This window comes from Pseudomonas sp. 8_5_2 (assembly GCF_059295255.1).
Genome location: NZ_CM181238.1, coordinates 3,347,693 through 3,364,869, shown reverse-complemented (window position 1 = coordinate 3,364,869; position 17,177 = coordinate 3,347,693). Strand labels below are relative to the sequence as shown.

Here is a 17,177-nt window from a genome sequence, read left to right as displayed (position 1 = left end):
CTGTCGTTATGACTTGCTTCAGAGTTTGGCCGTTGCGCTGGCGGCCCGACGCACCGCTACAGGATTCACGTTTTGTCCGACCTCTCGAAAAACCCGCTGCTGCAGTACATGGCCCGTCTGGCCCCATCCAGCCAGCAAACCATGCGCTACATTCTTCAGGACGCCGCCGACCGGCTGGGCTTTGTCGACTGCAACCTCGTCGAGGTGCCCTGGCATCGGCTGGAGCCCGGCCATGTGATCGCCCTGGTGGCGGCCCTGCGCACCGACGGCTATGCGCCCAACAGTTCGTCGCTATACGTCAACGCCATTCGCGGGGTGATGAACGAAGCCTGGCGCCAGGGCCTGATCGACCATGAGCAGTTGTTGCGCATTCGCGAGGTCAAGCCGGCCACCGGCAGCCGCCTGCCGCCAGGGCGCAACCTGCGCCGCAGCCTGATCCGCGAACTGATGGACGTGTGTGCGGCGGACCCGCGGCCGCAGGGGGTGCGCGACGCAGCGATCATTGCCTTGTTGTACGGCACTGGCATGCGCAAGTCGGAATCGGTGGACATCGACCTGGATCAGGTTGATTTCGAGGCGCGTAGCCTGCAGGTGCTGGGCAAGGGCAACCGCCAGCTGATCAAGTATGCGCCGCCCTGGGCGTTTGAAAAGCTGCAGGCGTGGCTGGACCTGCGCCGCGAAGACCTGCCGGCAGGGGCCGAAGACGACGCGTTCCTGTTCAACCGCATCCGTCGTGGCAGCCACATCACCCGCGCGCGGATCACCAAGCATGCGATCTACTACATCGCCCGCCAGCGCGGTGCGCAGGTGGGGGTGAAGATCATGCCGCATGACTTTCGCCGCGCGTTTATTACCCGGGTGATCGAAGAGCATGACCTGTCGATTGCGCAGAAGCTGGCGCACCATGCCAATATCCAGACCACGGCCAGTTATGACCGGCGTGATGACAACGAACGCCGGCGTGCGGTGGACCGGTTCGACTACTGACTTTCAGTGTTTTTTTTGGGGGGGGCAGTAGGATTGCATCAGGGCTGACAGGCGCTGCACATGCTGTGGCGACCACCTGGCACCCCAAACACAATATCCCCCGTACGCCCCATTCCAGAGCGCCCGCAAAAAATAGTTTCATCTTCATTCACCTGCGGAGTTGGCCCGCAACCTGCTATATCCAGCCTGCGAATTTGATCGAGTGGTCAGGCCGCAGGCGCTGCCAAGCGCCCACGGCGGACCCTCTAAACGGCCAGCAGGCCACGGATTTCAGGGGCCGCAGGATGTCGCTCGCGGAGCAGATCGAACAACAACAGGATGCCGCAGGCTGGAGCGCCCATCTGCAGCTGCGCTTCGTCAAGCGCGACGGTGTGACCCGCCTTGGTGCGCGGCGGCATTTCGGTCCTCTTTTGGTGCAGCGGCCTTTCTATCCTGAAGGTCCGCCATGCCACGTCTATGTGCTGCACCCACCTGGCGGCATCGTCGCTGGCGATCGCCTGGAACTGGACATTCATCTGGAGCCTGGCAGCCACGCGCTGCTGACCATGCCCGGCGCCAGCAAGTTCTACCGCAGCATCGGCCCCACCGCGCGGCTTGCGCAGCGCTTCCACCTGGCCAGCGGTAGCACGCTGGAATGGCTGCCACAGGACAGCATCTTTTTTTCCGGCGCTCGCGCCAGCCTCGACAGCCGTTTCACCCTTGAGCCCGGGGCCCGCCTGCTGGCGTGGGAAACCCTGTGCCTGGGTCGCCCGGTGATGAACGAGCGTTTCGAGCAGGGAGCCCTGGACAGCCGGCTGCACATCGAGCAGGCCGATGAAATCGGCCTGCATGAGCGGCTGCGTATCGAAGGCGGGCAGTTGGACAAGCTTGGCGGGCACCCGCTGCTCGCCACCTTCTGTGCCGCACCTGCCGACCAGGCGCTACTGGAACAGGTGCGCCCGCTGCTCGAAGCACTGGGCAACCCGGCCGGTGCGACCCTGCTCGGCTCTTTGCTGGTGATCCGCCTGCTCGACCATGACAACCAACACCTGCAACACACCCTGCAACGCCTGTGGCATGTGCTGCGCCCGGCCGTCCTCGGCCTGCCCGCCTGCCCGCCGCGTATCTGGGCCACCTGAGAGAGCGCCATGGAGCTGACCCCAAGAGAGAAAGACAAACTGCTGCTGTTCACCGCCGCGTTGCTGGCTGAACGGCGCCTGGCCCGTGGTCTGAAGCTCAACTACCCGGAGGCCGTAGCGTTGATCAGTGCCGCAGTGCTGGAGGGCGCCCGCGATGGCCGCACCGTCGCTGAACTGATGAGCCTGGGGCGCGAAGTGCTGAGCCGCGACCAGGTAATGCCCGGTATAGCTGAAATGCTCCCCGATGTGCAGGTCGAAGCGACGTTCCCGGATGGCACCAAGCTGGTGACCGTGCATGACCCCATTGTCTGAAACTGCCCCGGAGCCTTGCATGATCCCAGGTGAAATACAGGTCGCCAGCGGCGACATCGAACTGAATTGCGGCCGTGAAACGGTCAGCGTTTGCGTGGCCAACCATGGCGACCGCCCGGTACAGGTCGGCTCGCATTACCACTTTCATGAAGTCAACCAGGCGCTGGTGTTCGACCGCGCGCCGACCCTGGGCTTTCGCCTGGACATTCCTGCCGGCACCGCCGTGCGCTTCGAGCCCGGTCAGGCGCGGACCGTGCAGTTGGTGGCGTACGCCGGCAAGCGCGTGGTCTACGGCTTTCAGGGCAAGGTGATGGGCCCGCTGGAGGGCAGGGCATGAGCCGTATTTCCCGTCAGGCCTATGCCGACATGTTCGGCCCGACCGTGGGTGACCGTGTGCGCCTGGCCGACACCGCGCTGTGGGTCGAGGTCGAAAAGGACTTCACGGTGTATGGCGAAGAGGTGAAGTTCGGCGGCGGCAAGGTTATCCGTGATGGCATGGGGCAAGGCCAGATGCTGGCCGCCGAGGCCATGGACCTGGTGCTGACCAACGCCTTGATCATCGACCACTGGGGCATCGTCAAAGCGGATATCGGCATCAAGCACGGGCGCATCGCAGTGATCGGCAAGGCCGGCAACCCGGACGTGCAGCCGGGCGTCAACGTGCCGGTCGGCCCGGGTACCGAAGTGATTGCGGCCGAGGGCAAGATCGTCACCGCCGGCGGCGTCGACTCGCATATCCATTTCATCTGCCCGCAGCAAGTCGACGAGGCACTGAACAGCGGCGTCACCACCTTTATTGGTGGCGGCACCGGGCCGGCCACTGGCACCAACGCCACCACCTGCACCCCCGGCCCCTGGTACCTGGCGCGCATGCTCCAGGCCGCCGACAGCCTGCCGATCAACATCGGCCTGCTGGGCAAGGGCAATGCCTCGCGACCTGAAGCGCTGCGCGAGCAGATCGCCGCCGGTGCGGTGGGCCTGAAGCTGCATGAAGACTGGGGTTCGACGCCGGCCGCCATCGACTGCTGCCTGGGCGTGGCCGAGGAAATGGACATTCAGGTGGCGATCCACACCGACACCCTCAACGAGTCCGGCTGTATCGAGGACACCCTGGCCGCCATCGGCGACCGCACCATTCACACCTTTCACACCGAAGGTGCTGGGGGTGGCCATGCACCGGACATCATCCGCGCGGCGGGACAGGCCAACGTGCTGCCGTCCTCGACCAACCCGACTTTGCCGTACACGGTCAATACCGTGGACGAGCATCTGGACATGCTGATGGTGTGCCATCACCTTGACCCGAGCATTGCCGAGGACGTGGCCTTCGCCGAGTCGCGCATTCGCCGTGAAACCATCGCTGCCGAGGACATCCTGCACGACATGGGCGCCTTTGCCATGACGTCGTCCGACTCCCAGGCCATGGGCCGGGTCGGCGAGGTGGTGCTGCGCACCTGGCAGGTCGCTCACCAGATGAAGCTGCGCCGCGGGCCGCTGGCACCGGATACCGACTACAGCGACAACTTCCGGGTCAAACGCTACATCGCCAAGTACACCATCAACCCGGCGCTGACCCATGGCATCGCGCACGAGGTAGGGTCGCTGGAGGCTGGCAAGCTGGCCGACCTGGTGCTGTGGTCGCCGGCGTTCTTTGCGGTCAAGCCGGCCCTGGTGATCAAGGGCGGCATGATCGTCACCGCGCCCATGGGCGACATCAATGGCTCTATCCCGACGCCGCAACCGGTGCACTACCGGCCGATGTTCGGCGCCCTTGGCGCAGCGCGGCATGCCACCCGCATGACGTTCCTGCCGCAGGCAGCGATGGACCGCGGCCTGGCCGAGGAACTGAACCTGCGCAGTCTGATCGGCGTGGTCAACGGCTGCCGTCGGGTGCGCAAGCCGGACATGCTCCACAACACCTTGCAGCCGCTGATCGAGGTCGATGCGCAGACCTACCAGGTGCGTGCCGATGGCCAACTGCTGGTCTGCGAGCCTGCCACGGAACTGCCGCTGGCGCAGCGCTACTTCTTGTTCTGAAACCTGTTCTGAAGCCCGTTTTGAAGGAGCACCGATGATTGTCCTGACCCGCCGTATTACCGAGCCCGGACAGCTAAACGAGACCGGCACCGTTACCCTCGATGTCGACAGCCGCATCAAGAGCCGCCTGCGGGTAACCCTTGATGATGGCCGCGAAGCCGGGCTGATGCTGGAGCGCGGCCACCTGCTGCGCGGCGGTGAGCTGTTGGCGGATGCTGATGGCACCCAGCTGATCCGCGTGCTGGCCGCGCCCGAGGCGGTGTCCACCGTGCGCTGCGCCGACCCGCATCTGCTGGCCCGTGCGGCCTACCACCTGGGCAACCGCCATGTCCCGCTGCAGATCGAGCCTGGCCTGTTGCGCTTCCAGCACGATCATGTACTGGACGACATGCTGCGCGGGCTTGGTCTGACGGTGCAAGCCGAACAGGCCCCGTTCGAGCCTGAAGCCGGCGCCTACCAGAGTGCGCCACATGGCCACAGCCATGGCCACGGCCACGATCACCCGTTCGTGCGCCTGCCTGCCCATTCCTGATCTGCCCTGGAGCAACCGATGAAAAAGACTTTCGCCCTGTTTCTGCTGATGTTGGCACTGCCAGCCTTTGCCCACCCCGGGCACGATGGCAACCCCCTGCAAGACGGCCTGCTGCACCCCTTGACCGGCCTTGACCACCTGTTGATGTTGCTGGGCACCGGCGTGCTCGCCGCGCTGACCCGGCGCAGCCTGACGCTGCCGCTGGCCACCCTGGCGGCGATGTTCGGGGGCGCGGTGTGTGGCCACCTGTTCGGCGACGTGCTGGGCATGGAGAGCATGATCGCCGTGTCGCTGCTGGTGGCTGCCGGGGCTGTACTGCTACCAAGCCGTCAAGTACTGATGGCCATGGCCATGCCGGTATTCGCCCTGTTCCATGGCTGGGCTCATGGCGTGGAGGCAACACCGAGCGCGTTCTGGCAGTTCAGCGCCGGTTTCGTGATGGTCAGTGGCCTGTTGCTGGCGGCTGGCTTCGCTGTCGGTTGCCTGCTGCGCCGGCACAGCGGCCTGCAGAAAGCGTTCGGCGGTGGCCTGCTGGCCGGCGCGGCACTGGTGCTGGCCGGTTGATGAGCAGCGACCTGGCGTTACTGCGCCTGCTGCAGCTGGCCAGCCCCGGTTTGCCGGTGGGTGGCTTCACCTACTCGCAAGGCCTGGAATGGGCGGTAGAGGCGGGCTGGGTGCGGGACGTAAGCGGTTTCGCTGCCTGGCAGCGCGAGCAGCTTCACGACACCCTGGCCCACCTTGACTGGCCGGTGATGGCGCGCCTGTACCACGCCTGCCAGGCCGCTGACCCCGAGGCCTTCGGCCATTGGAGCCGCTTTCTGCTGGCCAACCGCGAAACCGCCGAGCTGCGCCTGGAAGAACAACAGCGTGGCGCGGCGCTGGCGCGGTTGCTTGACGGTTGGCAACTCGGCCAAGTGCCGGCCTGGCGCGCGAGCCTGGAGCTGACCCAATTGGGCGGCATGGCGTGGCTGGCGGCGCACTGGGCCATCCCGCTGCGCCAGCTGGCCTTGGGCCACGGCTTTGCCTGGCTGGAGGGCGCGGTCATGGCCGGGGTCAAGCTGGTGCCGTTCGGCCAGCAGGCGGCGCAGACACTGCTGCGCGACCTGGGCGCAGATTTGCCCGCCGCGCTCGACCAGGCACTGACCCTGGGCGACGACCAACTCGGTGGCGGCCTGCCATTGCTGGCCATTGCTTCATCGCGTCATGAAACCCAATACACCCGTTTGTTCCGTTCTTGAGGACTGCCTGCATGCAAAGCTATCAACAACCCCTGCGCGTCGGTGTCGGCGGCCCGGTCGGCTCTGGCAAGACCGCATTGCTGGAAGCGCTGTGCAAAGCCATGCGCGACCGTTACCAGATCGCTGTGGTGACCAACGATATCTACACCAAGGAAGATCAGCGCATTCTCACCGAAGCCGGTGCCCTGGAGCCGGAGCGCATCGTCGGCGTAGAAACCGGCGGCTGCCCGCACACGGCCATCCGTGAAGACGCCTCGATGAACCTGGCGGCGGTCGAAGCGCTGGCGCGCAAGTTTGGCAACCTGGAGGTGATTTTCGTTGAAAGCGGCGGTGACAACCTCAGCGCCACATTCAGCCCGGAGCTGGCCGACCTGACCATCTACGTGATCGACGTGGCCGAGGGCGAGAAGATCCCGCGCAAGGGCGGCCCGGGCATCACCAAGTCGGATTTCCTGGTGATCAACAAGACCGACCTGGCGCCTTATGTCGGCGCTTCGCTTGAGGTAATGGCGAGCGATACCCGGCGCATGCGCCCGCAGCGGCCGTGGACCTTCAGCAACCTGAAGAAGGGCGAGGGGTTGCAGGCGGTGATCGATTTCATCGTCGAGCGCGGGATGCTGGGTGTGCGCGCATAATGGCATACCGGGCCTGCACATGACTTACTGATTTGGCAGGGACCCTGTGGGAGCGGGCGTGCCCGCTCCCACAGGGTACGCGGAGCGCCCAGCATCAGTTCCTTGTACGACAGCGCAGCCCAATGGGCCGGGAACCCTCCTGCAGCCGCTCCGCGTATGGGTTTGATATCAGTTGTGGCAGCAGTGGGGCTTGTCGGGCTGCCCTTCGTAGCGGTCATGATGGCGAACCCAATCCATGGTCCCGGCTTCGTTGCGACCCAGCGGCGCGATGTCGAGGAAGTTGTAGGTATTGACCAGGATATCCAGCCCCCGGGCGTAGGTTGAATAGGTGTGGTACACGCTACCGTCCGCCTCGCGGTAGAAGGCACTCAAGCCGGGCAACTCGCTTTCGTTGCCGTCATACGCTTCATAGTTGTACTGCCTTTCACCTTCGCTGCCGACACTGACACCAAAGTCCTCGTTGAAGCCGCTGCCATTGGACGAATACCAGCGGAATCGCCAGCCCATTCGCTGGCGGAATGCCTGGAACTCGCTATACGGCGCCCGCGACACGGCCACCAGCGACACGTCGTGGTGGGCCAGGTGCAGGTTGGCACCGTCGAAGTGGTCGGCCAGGAACGAGCAACCGGGGCAGCCCTCGCTCCAGCCTTCCACGAACATGAAATGGTACAGCAGCAACTGGCTGCGGCCTGCAAACAGGTCCGCCAGGCCAAGTTCGCCGTCTGGCCCGTGGAAGCGATAGTCGTGTGCGACCTTGACCCAAGGCAGGGCGCGACGGGCGGCGGCCAGTGCGTCGCGGTGGTGGGTGAAGGCTTTTTCGTGCAGCCACAGCTGCCGGCGGGCCGCCAGCCATTGGCTGCGGTCAACCACCGGGTGCCTGTTTTCGCTTGTGCTCATGGTGCTGTCTCCACGCTTGGGGGATTCACACACTAGTCGAGCATGACCAAGCCGAATCGACGGGCACCGGTGGCCGGGCGATGGGCGGTAACGATCAGCCCGAGTGAGCGATCTGATCCTCGGTCAGTTCATCTGCCGCTTCATCCTCGCCCGGCAGTGCGGTGATCACGCTGAAGTCACTGACTTCCACCTTGCCGCCGCCATAACCCAGCAAATGGAAGGAAAACGCCTTGCGCCCTGTCGGGTTGTCGAAACCGAACTCCATTTCCAGCGGCTGTTCGGCGGTGACCCTCACCTCGGCAGGCAAGCCCAGTGGCACATCCTGCTCCAGCTGCTTGGCCTTGAGTTGTATGTAGGCGGTGCGCGTAGGGTCCAGCGAGCGCACCTTGACCCGCACGCGGGTATGCGAGCCGCCGGGCATCTCCAGGTACTGGGCGCCAATCAGGTTGTCGGCCCAGTCATCGTTAATGCGCTTGCGCAACTTGATCGGCGAAGGGCCGCCGAACTGGTAGCGCAAGTTGAGCGGGGTTTGCAGCAGGGACTGGTCGAGCACCCCGGCCAGGGCGCCGATCTGCTGGCCGAGCAGGCTGTCGCCAGGGCCGAGGTAGCGTGCCTGATCGGCGATGAAACCTTTGCTGGCGTAACGCCGGCAGCGCTGCTGGAAGTCGCATTCGGTGAACACGCCCTGGCCGTTGTGGTAACGCAGCATGCCGTTGGTGTAGGAGATCATCTCGCGACCGGTATCGTAGTCGCGGTACAACGAGCGCCCACCCAGCGCTATTGGAATCGGCAGGGCGAAGTAGTCCAGCAGCGAGGTGGCCAGGTCGACATGGCCGTAGGTGCCGCGCTTGATAGGCGGCAACCGGGCCTGTTCCGGCGCCAGGGTGAGGTTGAAGCCCCAGGCCGAAGCCAGGCGCACGCCGTCGATGCCGTGGGATTCGTCGGAGGTCACCACTACCAGCGTGTCCTTGAGCACGCCCTTGCGTTCGAGGTTGTCGAGAAATGCGCCGATCGCGTCGTCCAGGTAAGCCACCGCTGCCTGTTTCGGCGTGTCGTAGCGCTGCAGGTATTCGGCCGGTGCCGAGTAAGGCTGGTGGGTACCCACGGTGAGCAGGGTCAGCATCCACGGCTTGTCCTGCTTTTGCAGTTTGTCGACATAACCCAGGGCCCCTTCGAAGAAGGACCGGTCATCCTTGCCCCACGGGAAGTCCAGGTAGTTCTTGTTGCGGAACCATTCCAGGCCATGCACCGAGTCGAAGCCGATGTGCGGCATGATGCGGTCCTTGGCCATGAAGCGCAGGCCGGCGCCCTGCAGGTAGTGGGTGGTAAAGCCGGCCTGGCGCAATTGCGCCGGCAGGCAGGCCTGGTTGCGCTGGTGCTGGGTCAGCAGCTCGACGCCCTTGGGGGTGCCGTTGGCGAGCTTGTCGTAGTCCCCACATAGCATCGCGTACAGGCCGCGAATGGTCTGGTGCGTGTGCAGCACGTAGTCCGGGGTGCTCATGCCGCGCTCAGCCCATTGGCTGAGCCTGGGCATCAGGTTTTCATCGAAGCGACTGTGCAGGGCCTGGCGGTTGGGCCGTACGTAGGCCCCGGGGATGCCTTCGACGGTGATCAACAGCAGGTTGCGGGCGCTGCCAGGCCCGGCCAGCAGCCGTTGGCCATGCAGGTCGGACTGGGTCAGGCCGCTGCTGGCCAGCGGCGTGAAGGTTTGCGTATGGCCCATCCAGCCTTCGACCTGGCGCTGCAGGTTGCCGACCCCGGCCGACATCAGCTGGTGGCTGAGGTTGTACTGGCGCCACTGGTCAGCATCGGAAGGTTGCAGCTGCTGGCTGCCCCAATGGGCGCCGAACAGCACCAGCGGGATGGCCCAGGCCCTGCGCGGCAAGGCGCGGCCGCGGTGTGCGCGGCTGCGCCAGGCAGTGGCAAGCCAGGCCAGCAAGCCGCCACCCAGCACCCAGGGCAGCCAGGCATGCGCCAGGCCGCCACCGGTCGAGTTCTCCATGAACTGCGGGTCGACCAGGTAGGCCAGGTCGGCGCTGGTGGGCAACCGGCCCACGGCACTGACGAGTTCGGCCGAAGCCATCCACAGGGCTGCCCAGGCCAGCAGTACGGGTAGGGCCAGCCACCACGGCCGGCGGTGCAGCAGCAAGAGCAGCAGGCTGCCCAGGGCAAGGTCGGACAGGTAGCCGAGCGGGCTGGACCAGCCCAGGATGGCGCGCATACCCAGTGGGATCACCAGCACCAGCACCGCCAAGGCAGTAAACCGGGTACGTGGGTGGTCTGACAGGCTTTTCACAAAAACTTCCCTTTTGCCATTAAATCGTCATGCGGATGTGCTTGATGATAACAGGCCGGGGGAGGGAAAGCGGGCGGCTACAAGCCCTGTAAACAAAAGCCGGGCCCGCTCGCGCAGGCCCGGCTGGGGGCAACTGTCAGAAGTAGTAGGGGAATTTCAGGCTGAAGGAAAAGTCTGGCGCGTCGTCGGTCAGACCAATGGACAAGTTGGGCACGATGGTCAGGTTATCGGTGGCGGCGAAGGTCAGGCCGATGTTGAAGTTGGCTGCGTTGTAGTCGCTGTTGGAGATCGACTGCCAGTCGCCCCCATCGGGCTTGATCTTGCTTTTGCGGGCAAACTGGTCGGACACCGAGAACGACATGCTCATCTTCTCGTTCAAGGCAAAGGCGATGCCACCACCAATCTGCCAGGAATCCCCAAGCTTGACGTCGCCCGGCACCTTGCTGTTGACCTGCGGGCTGATGTCGCTGAACGAATCTTCCATGTTATAGGTGTAGGACAGGCTGCCGAACAGCACGGCCGGGTCGAAGGTCTTGACCAGCGAGATGCCTGGCGTGATCGACCATACGCCGTTGCCCGTCGGCAGGCTTTCCGGTACCGACAGGTTGTCGTTGCCGGCAACCTCGCGCAGCTTGATGCCATACGGGTCCTTGCCGGTCGGGGCCTTGACTCGCAACGTCGCTACGGCGTCAGGCCAAGTCTCGTTTTCGTCGAAGAACTTGTAAGCCACACCCACGTTGATGTCGCCGATTTCCGGGTCGCGAGTCACGGTCGCATCGGAGGTGGTCGGCCCGGCACCCCCTGCGCCGCCCGAGGAGTAGGTCGACTCGCGATAGACCACGGGTACGTTGATGTCGAATTGCCACCGCTGCGCGAGGTTGTAACGAGCAGTCAGATCCAGGGTCCAGTTGTCGGCCTTGATCCTGTCCAGGTTGATGTTGCCCAGGAAAATGGAATCCAGAGCGAGGAAGCCGTTAAGCGTCAGTGCGCGGGTATCGTAGTGGGTATAGGTAACGCCGGTCTCGACGCTGAACTTGCCGCCACCAAAGAAGCCGCTGGCTTCGTCATACAGGTTGGACACGCTTGGCGCGGGCTCGGAGTCCGCAGTGAGTGCCTGGCCATAGGAACTGCCGGTCGTGCCGGGTGCGCCAGAGGCGACGGTCTGTGCGCCTTTGACGCCTTCGGCAGGTGATTTGACCAGGCGTTTGGGTTGGGGGGTGGCCGGCGTTTCTTCCACTTGCCGGACACGTTGCTCAAGCACCATCAAGGCTTGCTGCTGCGCCGCATACTGGCGCTTGAGTTCGCTCAGTTCCTGTTTCAGGGCCTCGACTTGAGGGTCTGCTGCTGCGTAGAGCGAAGTGGGTGCCAGGGTAGTCAAACACACAAGAACTCTGAACGATAAAGATCGGTGCATGGAGTTGCCGTCCCTTCCGACTACTTTTTGTTGAGACTGAGCGTAGATCAGTATCCGAGTGTGCGAAGGCCTTTAAGCTGGTCAAGGCTGCCATTCAGCGAAGCAGCCGTCGGTACGTTCTCGCGCATCACGACATTCAGCGAGGTGACGTTGTTGATGTGGTTGCCGTTGCCGAGCAGCGTGGCGTTCTGCATCAGGCCACCTTGCGCCAGGCGCTGCACGCTGCTGCCCTGGTTGTTGCTGGCGTTGATGTTCATCTGTACACCCACCCCGGTGGAGGACACACTGAGCGCCCCGGCGCCGTTTTCGCCGGTCAGCGTCTGGCCGGCTGCCAGTGCCTGGCCCTGTGGTTGGACGACAGGTGCCTCGTTGGCCTTGGTGACGTTGATATCCACGTTGTTGTAGGCACTGTTGTTGTCGCCCGCGGCCCGCACGACCTGGGTTACGCCTTCGGTGGTGCCGAGCCCGGCACCGCCAGTAACGATGCCTGTTCCAGCGGTTGTTGCAGCGCCGCCCGATCGCGCCGAGCCGCTCCCCTTTTCATCGATCATCGACACGTAGAATTGCGGTTTGATAGTCGATTGCTGCACCTGCAGGGCGCTTGTGGCACCGATGACGTCGCCTTTGGCGTTCTGCCAGGTACTGCTCATGACGATACCGAAACTCACGATCCGCCCCGGCATGACGTAGCGGCCGCGCAGATTCGCCAGCTCGTGGTCCTTCAGTTCGATGGGTTTGAACGTCTCTGCGTGGGTCGGAAGGCTGGCTGCCACGCAAGCGATGACCAGCCAGAGTCGGGTCTTCATGGAATGCTCCCCGGCGCCTCATGCGCCTTGTCATTAGAAGAGTCGTTAGAAGAAGTCGCTTTTGATGAAACCGAAATCCAGCAGGTCCGCGTCTTTCACCGGGGTGAAGCCGTTTACACGGCCTTTGGCGGTCAGGGGCAACGGCGGGTCGAGCAACACGTTACCCTTGTCGTAACCTTGGCCGATGACGGCGAAGATGATGCCGTTCCAGCCTTTGAGGAAGTCTTCGACCTTGTAGCGTTTGTGGCCCAATACCGGGTCACCGATGTACACCCAGCCGTTGTCGACTTTCTGCATCACCACGAAGTGCTTGTAGCCACGAATATCCATCAGCACCACGACCGGAATACGTACGCTGTGCAGTGTGTCAGCTGCTACCCGATAGCCGCGGGCGCGCATCCCCAGGCTTTCCACATAACGTTTCATGTCGAGCATCGAGAAGCCCTGGGTACGCACCAGGTCCTGGTCGGCGTGGGCCAGCATGCCCTCGATGATGTGTTGTTCGTCCACGTCCAGCCAGTAGGCCTGGCGCAGGATGGTTGCCAGCGCGGCGGCGCCGCAGCTGAAGTCGGTCTTCTGTTGCACCAGGTCGGCGAACTTGCGCTCGCGCACGCTTTGCAGGGGTTTGAACACTACGGCGCCGCCCGGTAATACGGACAGCGGCATTTGTGCAGCTTCGCTCACGCTGGCCAGGCACAGCAAAAACGCCAAGGCGATAATGCGCATGATCGGATGCCTTTCGGTTCAGTTGAAGAAAGGCCCCCCGAAGGGGGCCTCGAGCGCAACGTTTAGAACGAGGTGTTGGAGATGGCCAGCGAGTTGCTTTGCTGGTTGCCCACACCGGCTGCCACGTTCACGCCCAGGTTGCCGCTGCCGCCATTCACCGAACCGCTAAGGGTTGCAGTGTTGGTAACAGGGTTGGCCCAGCCGGTCGGGGTCAGCACTTGGAAGGACACGGTATTGCTCAAGTCGTAAGCGCTGCTTTCGCTGTAGCTCTTGGCAACGTCGTTCGAGGATTGCGAGGATTTCTCGCCAGACTTTTCATACGCCGATTCCGAAGCATTGGCATAGGAAGAGTCATGCGCCTTCTCGTAGGAAGAGTCACGAGACTTCTCGTAGGCAGAGTCGCGAGTCTTGTCGTAGGACGAATCGCGAGTCTTGTCGTACGACGAGTCACGCGACCTGTCGAACGACGAGTCAAACGCTTTCTCGAACGAGGCGTCGTACGAACTGTCACGCGAGCGATCCACATCCACGTTCAGCGATGCGTTCAGCGAGCCATCGAAGCTATCGGTGCGGGTGCGTTCGCGACGGCCATCATCGGTGCTGATGGTACGGGTTGCATCGGCTGCCGCGGCCAGGGTGGCATTCAGGCTGGAGCTGCTGGAGGAGCTGGCGGTGCCACCGACAGAGCCACTGGCATTCCAGCTATTGGAACCGCTGGCGTTGGAGCTGTTGCTGCCACTGGCACTGGAGCTGTTCGAGCCGCTGGCGCTGGAGCTGTTGGAGCCGCTGGCGTTCGAGCTGCTGGAGCCACTGGAAGTCCAGCCGTTGGAGCCGCTGGAGCTGGCGCTTTGTGCGCCGGCTACGCTGAAGCTCGAGGACGCGCTACGATCGTCGCTCGAGTTGAAAGTACCTTCACGCGAGCTGGACCCGGTTTTGGTAGTGGTGAAAGTCAGCGTGTCCACACGGTAGGTGCGGTCGGCGGCGTTGTTGACCTCCAGGCCTGGGCCGTTCTGATCGGCTGTGGCGGAGGCAGTGGCGTTACCCAGGCCAGCATTGGTGTTGGCAATTGCCATGCTGTTTTTCTGCTGGTTCAGGTCGCCGCCGGCGATGTTGATGCCCACGTTACCCGAGCTGCCTTCGCCAGACCCGCTCATGATGGCCGAAGACTGGGTGGACCAGTTGTCGACACGGTTGCGGTTGCTGACCTGGCTTACTTCGGCATTGGCTTCGGCTTCGCCGAACACGAAGCTGTTGTCCAGCGTGGAGTCTGCTGCAGCGTTGGCGATTGCCGAGGCGTTACCCTGCTGGTTGCCGTTACCGGCCGCCACGTTGACACCCACGTTGCCGCTGGCGCCGGTCGCCGAGCTGCTCATCTCGGCTTCGTTGACAGTGCCCTGGTTGGTGATGGTGTTGCCAACGCTGCGCTGGGTATCCAGTGCGTTGGCGGTGGCCGAGATCGGGATCCGGGTCGGGTTGTTGTTGCCATTGTGGTGGCCGCCGCGGCGGTCGTTCTGATCAGCTTGTACAGCAACAGCCATGACCGCAGCAATTGCGAACACCAGAGGCTTGATTGCCATCGAGGGTTTCATGGTGATTCTCCGTACTCTAGTTGGGTTAAGTGTCTTTCTTGACTGAAAGGGTCAATCCGCGACCCGGATGCTCAAGGTGTTGGCCATGCGGTTTCCCACCCCGGCACTCTGATTCAGCTGGACCACCCCGCGGCCACCGGTGAACGCCTGGTCACTGGTAGTGACTTGGCGATGGCCGATTGCGGTGTCAGCTGGATCGGAGTTGTTGAGCAGCGCCACGTTCTGTTGCATGAGGACGCTGTCGTCGATGCTTTGCGGTTGAGCGCTGATGCTTATGCGCAGGGCATTGGCCTGCTGGGTCCCGGCGCCAGCGCTCTGGTTGACGCCGAGTGCGCCGCTACCATTGCTGAAGGCGTTGCCCTGGATGGTGGCCCGGGCATCCATGGCCGGGTCTGCCGGCGCATTGAGGCGCTGGCGAATCTGGGTGGTGGCGCTGGCTTCGTGGCCCAGGGCGAAGGCCCGGGCATTGGCTTGCTGCTGCATGTCGCCCGCAGCCTGATTGACAGTCATGTTGCCTTGGTAATGGCTGCCGGAACTGTCGATGTCGGCGTTGTTAATGACTGGAACCTGTGACTCGGCGAAGGCCGATACGCTGCAAAACGCAGCCAGTAACCAAAGCGTGCGCGTCATCTCACTTGCCCCCGGTCAGGATCTGCAGCGGTGCGAGGCCTTTCTGGACATTCGCATTGACCATGTTGGAAATGCCGTTGCCCGACCCCGAGCCGCGGCCGGCGGCCAGATTGGGCAGTTGGGTCTGGTGGGTGAGGTTGGCGCCGAGGCTGTCGGTCTGCTGAGTGATCAGGGAATTGATGCCTGCACCACTGCTGATGTTGGCGAAGTCGCCGTCGCTCAGCTCATTGGTCTGCCGTAGCACATGCGGGGCGGGGTTGGCGTTGACTGTGGTCGGACTCGGATCAGGTCGTAGCGGCGGTGTCACCGCATTGCGGGTCTGCACGTCGCGGGTGATCACGATGATGCCGTTGTCGGCCTGGGTCGTGAGGCTTAGTGAGCTGAGCACGCAGGCCACTAGCAACAGATGATTACGGCGTTTGTCAGTTTTCCTCACGACGGCAATTCCTTCTCTGAGCGCTGTCCCTGTTCAGCGGTGCGGGGAACAGAGCAGAAGCTGTGCCGCTTTTGAGAATGGTTTTCAGATCAACAGGTTAAGGCGAGAGGCTGACAAATTGCGGCGCATTGTGTCTCAGCGCTGAAACAGATGTCCGCGCAGGTTGCTGGCTGAGGCAGCCGTGGCCTCGATTGGAAGGGATTTTGCAGGGGTGTTTCATTGGCTTGACACTGTCCCCGAAGCGGGGGCAGGGCCCGCGTTTTCGGGGGGTTTACCCCACAACGGTGTGTCAGTGGCTTAACACTCGGTTGGGCACGCTGGCGTATCGCTATCAATGAGCGTAGCAACCGTTTGTAGCGCCAGCAACTGGCGCTGTGGCCAATTGCCTTCGATTATCTGGTGCACTTGGTTGTGCCGTTGCAGCCACGCGAGACTGTCGTCAAAGAAGCGCTGGCGGTCGCTGAGCTCGGGCTGACTACGCTGGCCGTCGCGCACCCAGTCGACGCCCTGGGGGCTCAGCAACAGGTGCAGGTCGTAGCGCCGTGCCAGCAGGGCCTGTTCCAGCCACGCCGGGCAGTCACCGAACAGTGCCTGGCTCCAGAGCATGTTGCTGAGTAGGTGGGTGTCCAGAATCAGCAACGGTGGCGCCTGCTCACGGGCGTGGTCCTCCCCGGCCAGTTGGCCGCGGGCGATGGTGGGGATATCGGCGTAGCAGGTGTCGCGGCATTCCTGGTCGATGAAGTGGCGCACGTACTCGGCTACCACCACGCCGCCAAAATGCGCCTGGATCACCCCGCTGAGCCAGCTTTTGCCGCTGGATTCTGGGCCGCACAGCACCAGTACTTTCATGGCCTGCCGAGTGATCATGGCTGCACCAACGCCGGGTCACGGCGCCATTCGTGCCAGCCGCGTACGGCGATCAGGGTCAGCACTGCGAAGAAACCCGCGGTGAAATACAGCTGTTGGTGCACGTACTGGCCCACATAGACGATGTCCACCACCACCCACAACGGCCAGCACTGCAGGCGCTTTTGCGCCATCCACAGTTGCGCGACCAGGCTGAAGCCGGTGAGGGTGGCGTCGAGCCAGGGCAGGGCGGCATCGGTCCAGCTGGCCATGGCGGCGCCCAGCGCGGCGCTAAGCGCGACCCCGGCGGCCAGCCCGGTGAGCAGTGCTGGACGTGGCAGGCGCGAGACCTGGCGGGCGTCGTGCGCGCGGCCGGGGCGCTTCCATTGCCACCAGCCATACACCTGCAGAACGGCATAGGCCACTTGCAGCAGCATGCCTGAATACAGCTTGACCTCGTAGAACAGCCAGCCGTAGATCAGCACCATGACCAGGCCGATCGGCCAGCACCAGGCGTTCTGCTTGACCGTGAGCCAGACAGCGGTGACGCCGAGGACGGCGGCGATGAGTTCAAGGCCGGACATCGGCGATCCTTGGGGGCGGGGAGGGGCGCGATTGTAGCTTGTCGGCAGAGGAAGGTGTAGGCACTTGTAGGAGCAGCACAAGGCTGCTCCTGCA

19 protein-coding genes are annotated in these 17,177 nt (G+C 63.5%); 9 read left to right on the top strand and 10 right to left on the bottom strand.

Annotation, left to right across the window (positions count from 1 at the left end; translation table 11 throughout):
• The first annotated feature begins 72 nt into the window (after positions 1 to 72).
• From AC5O5R_RS15440 to ureG, 9 genes are all read left to right on the top strand, one after another.
• Positions 73 to 987 carry a site-specific integrase gene (locus AC5O5R_RS15440; protein WP_172288076.1) on the top strand — a complete coding sequence of 305 codons (915 nt, stop codon included), beginning with the start codon at positions 73 to 75 and terminating at the stop codon, positions 985 to 987.
• Between the two features lie 284 nt (positions 988 to 1,271).
• Positions 1,272 to 2,105 (top strand): urease accessory protein UreD, encoded by an 834-nt coding sequence (locus tag AC5O5R_RS15435; protein ID WP_172232230.1) that lies wholly within the window; start codon positions 1,272 to 1,274, stop codon positions 2,103 to 2,105.
• Positions 2,106 to 2,114: 9 nt separating this feature from the next.
• Positions 2,115 to 2,417: an urease subunit gamma gene (locus AC5O5R_RS15430; protein WP_172232227.1), complete on the top strand. Its 303-nt coding sequence runs from the start codon at positions 2,115 to 2,117 to the stop codon at positions 2,415 to 2,417.
• Positions 2,418 to 2,436: 19 nt separating this feature from the next.
• Positions 2,437 to 2,754: an urease subunit beta gene (locus AC5O5R_RS15425; protein WP_172232224.1), complete on the top strand. Its 318-nt coding sequence runs from the start codon at positions 2,437 to 2,439 to the stop codon at positions 2,752 to 2,754.
• Positions 2,751 to 4,454 (top strand): urease subunit alpha, encoded by a 1,704-nt coding sequence (ureC, locus tag AC5O5R_RS15420; RefSeq protein WP_172288079.1) that lies wholly within the window; start codon positions 2,751 to 2,753, stop codon positions 4,452 to 4,454. The genes AC5O5R_RS15425 and ureC overlap by 4 nt, the downstream gene beginning before the upstream one ends.
• Positions 4,455 to 4,488: 34 nt before the next feature.
• Complete coding sequence (gene ureE, locus AC5O5R_RS15415; protein WP_172222858.1) at positions 4,489 to 4,986, top strand: urease accessory protein UreE; 498 nt, start codon at positions 4,489 to 4,491, stop codon at positions 4,984 to 4,986.
• A gap of 18 nt (positions 4,987 to 5,004) precedes the next feature.
• Positions 5,005 to 5,550, top strand: a complete 546-nt coding sequence (locus AC5O5R_RS15410; RefSeq protein WP_172222855.1) for a HupE/UreJ family protein — start codon at positions 5,005 to 5,007, stop codon at positions 5,548 to 5,550.
• A complete protein-coding gene (locus AC5O5R_RS15405) occupies positions 5,550 to 6,224 on the top strand; it encodes an urease accessory protein UreF (protein ID WP_172222852.1) in 675 nt (224 codons plus the stop codon). Before AC5O5R_RS15410 ends, AC5O5R_RS15405 begins: the two co-directional genes overlap by 1 nt.
• Before the next feature lie 11 nt (positions 6,225 to 6,235).
• Complete coding sequence (gene ureG, locus AC5O5R_RS15400) at positions 6,236 to 6,859, top strand: urease accessory protein UreG (protein ID WP_172222848.1); 624 nt, start codon at positions 6,236 to 6,238, stop codon at positions 6,857 to 6,859.
• Positions 6,860 to 7,027: 168 nt separating this feature from the next.
• Here ureG and AC5O5R_RS15395 read toward each other — a convergent pair whose 3' ends face one another.
• From AC5O5R_RS15395 to pnuC, 10 genes are all read right to left on the bottom strand, one after another.
• Positions 7,028 to 7,756: a DUF899 domain-containing protein gene (locus AC5O5R_RS15395; protein WP_172222845.1), complete on the bottom strand. Its 729-nt coding sequence runs from the start codon at positions 7,754 to 7,756 to the stop codon at positions 7,028 to 7,030.
• Between the two features lie 94 nt (positions 7,757 to 7,850).
• Positions 7,851 to 10,052 (bottom strand): LTA synthase family protein, encoded by a 2,202-nt coding sequence (locus AC5O5R_RS15390; protein WP_172222842.1) that lies wholly within the window; start codon positions 10,050 to 10,052, stop codon positions 7,851 to 7,853.
• 136 nt (positions 10,053 to 10,188) lie between these two features.
• Complete coding sequence (gene fapF / locus AC5O5R_RS15385; RefSeq protein ID WP_172222838.1) at positions 10,189 to 11,466, bottom strand: fibril amyloid transporter FapF; 1,278 nt, start codon at positions 11,464 to 11,466, stop codon at positions 10,189 to 10,191.
• A gap of 47 nt (positions 11,467 to 11,513) precedes the next feature.
• Entirely contained in the window at positions 11,514 to 12,272 is a 759-nt protein-coding gene (fapE, locus tag AC5O5R_RS15380; RefSeq protein ID WP_172222834.1) for a fibril amyloid subunit FapE, read from the bottom strand.
• Positions 12,273 to 12,317: 45 nt separating this feature from the next.
• Positions 12,318 to 12,998: a fibril amyloid maturation endopeptidase FapD gene (gene fapD / locus AC5O5R_RS15375; protein ID WP_172222830.1), complete on the bottom strand. Its 681-nt coding sequence runs from the start codon at positions 12,996 to 12,998 to the stop codon at positions 12,318 to 12,320.
• A 62-nt stretch (positions 12,999 to 13,060) separates the two neighbouring features.
• Entirely contained in the window at positions 13,061 to 14,587 is a 1,527-nt protein-coding gene (gene fapC / locus AC5O5R_RS15370) for an amyloid-like fimbrin subunit FapC (protein WP_172222825.1), read from the bottom strand.
• Between the two features lie 51 nt (positions 14,588 to 14,638).
• Positions 14,639 to 15,217, bottom strand: a complete 579-nt coding sequence (gene fapB, locus AC5O5R_RS15365) for a fibril amyloid subunit FapB (RefSeq protein ID WP_172222821.1) — start codon at positions 15,215 to 15,217, stop codon at positions 14,639 to 14,641.
• A gap of 1 nt (position 15,218) precedes the next feature.
• Positions 15,219 to 15,653, bottom strand: coding sequence for a functional amyloid chaperone FapA (fapA, locus tag AC5O5R_RS15360; RefSeq protein WP_172222817.1), 435 nt, complete (start codon positions 15,651 to 15,653; stop codon positions 15,219 to 15,221).
• Positions 15,654 to 15,950: 297 nt separating this feature from the next.
• Positions 15,951 to 16,520 carry an AAA family ATPase gene (locus AC5O5R_RS15355; protein ID WP_172222812.1) on the bottom strand — a complete coding sequence of 190 codons (570 nt, stop codon included), beginning with the start codon at positions 16,518 to 16,520 and terminating at the stop codon, positions 15,951 to 15,953.
• On the bottom strand, positions 16,517 to 17,083 hold the full coding sequence (gene pnuC, locus AC5O5R_RS15350) for a nicotinamide riboside transporter PnuC (protein WP_172222809.1): 567 nt from the start codon (positions 17,081 to 17,083) through the stop codon (positions 16,517 to 16,519). Before pnuC ends, AC5O5R_RS15355 begins: the two co-directional genes overlap by 4 nt.
• Positions 17,084 to 17,177: the final 94 nt, after the last annotated feature.

Excerpts from the sequence above, each read along its gene's own strand:
- ureG (WP_172222848.1), top strand. The coding sequence starts at position 6,236 with ATGCAAAGCTATCAACAACCCCTGCGCGTCGGTGTCGGCGGCCCGGTC.
- fapC (WP_172222825.1), bottom strand. The coding sequence starts at position 14,587 with ATGAAACCCTCGATGGCAATCAAGCCTCTGGTGTTCGCAATTGCTGCG.
- fapB (WP_172222821.1), bottom strand. The coding sequence starts at position 15,217 with ATGACGCGCACGCTTTGGTTACTGGCTGCGTTTTGCAGCGTATCGGCC.
- AC5O5R_RS15405 (WP_172222852.1), top strand. The coding sequence starts at position 5,550 with ATGAGCAGCGACCTGGCGTTACTGCGCCTGCTGCAGCTGGCCAGCCCC.
- ureE (WP_172222858.1), top strand. The coding sequence starts at position 4,489 with ATGATTGTCCTGACCCGCCGTATTACCGAGCCCGGACAGCTAAACGAG.
- AC5O5R_RS15395 (WP_172222845.1), bottom strand. The coding sequence starts at position 7,756 with ATGAGCACAAGCGAAAACAGGCACCCGGTGGTTGACCGCAGCCAATGG.
- AC5O5R_RS15355 (WP_172222812.1), bottom strand. The coding sequence starts at position 16,520 with ATGATCACTCGGCAGGCCATGAAAGTACTGGTGCTGTGCGGCCCAGAA.
- pnuC (WP_172222809.1), bottom strand. The coding sequence starts at position 17,083 with ATGTCCGGCCTTGAACTCATCGCCGCCGTCCTCGGCGTCACCGCTGTC.
- ureC (WP_172288079.1), top strand. The coding sequence starts at position 2,751 with ATGAGCCGTATTTCCCGTCAGGCCTATGCCGACATGTTCGGCCCGACC.
- AC5O5R_RS15410 (WP_172222855.1), top strand. The coding sequence starts at position 5,005 with ATGAAAAAGACTTTCGCCCTGTTTCTGCTGATGTTGGCACTGCCAGCC.
- fapE (WP_172222834.1), bottom strand. The coding sequence starts at position 12,272 with ATGAAGACCCGACTCTGGCTGGTCATCGCTTGCGTGGCAGCCAGCCTT.
- AC5O5R_RS15435 (WP_172232230.1), top strand. The coding sequence starts at position 1,272 with ATGTCGCTCGCGGAGCAGATCGAACAACAACAGGATGCCGCAGGCTGG.
- fapF (WP_172222838.1), bottom strand. The coding sequence starts at position 11,466 with ATGCACCGATCTTTATCGTTCAGAGTTCTTGTGTGTTTGACTACCCTG.
- AC5O5R_RS15425 (WP_172232224.1), top strand. The coding sequence starts at position 2,437 with ATGATCCCAGGTGAAATACAGGTCGCCAGCGGCGACATCGAACTGAAT.
- AC5O5R_RS15430 (WP_172232227.1), top strand. The coding sequence starts at position 2,115 with ATGGAGCTGACCCCAAGAGAGAAAGACAAACTGCTGCTGTTCACCGCC.
- fapD (WP_172222830.1), bottom strand. The coding sequence starts at position 12,998 with ATGCGCATTATCGCCTTGGCGTTTTTGCTGTGCCTGGCCAGCGTGAGC.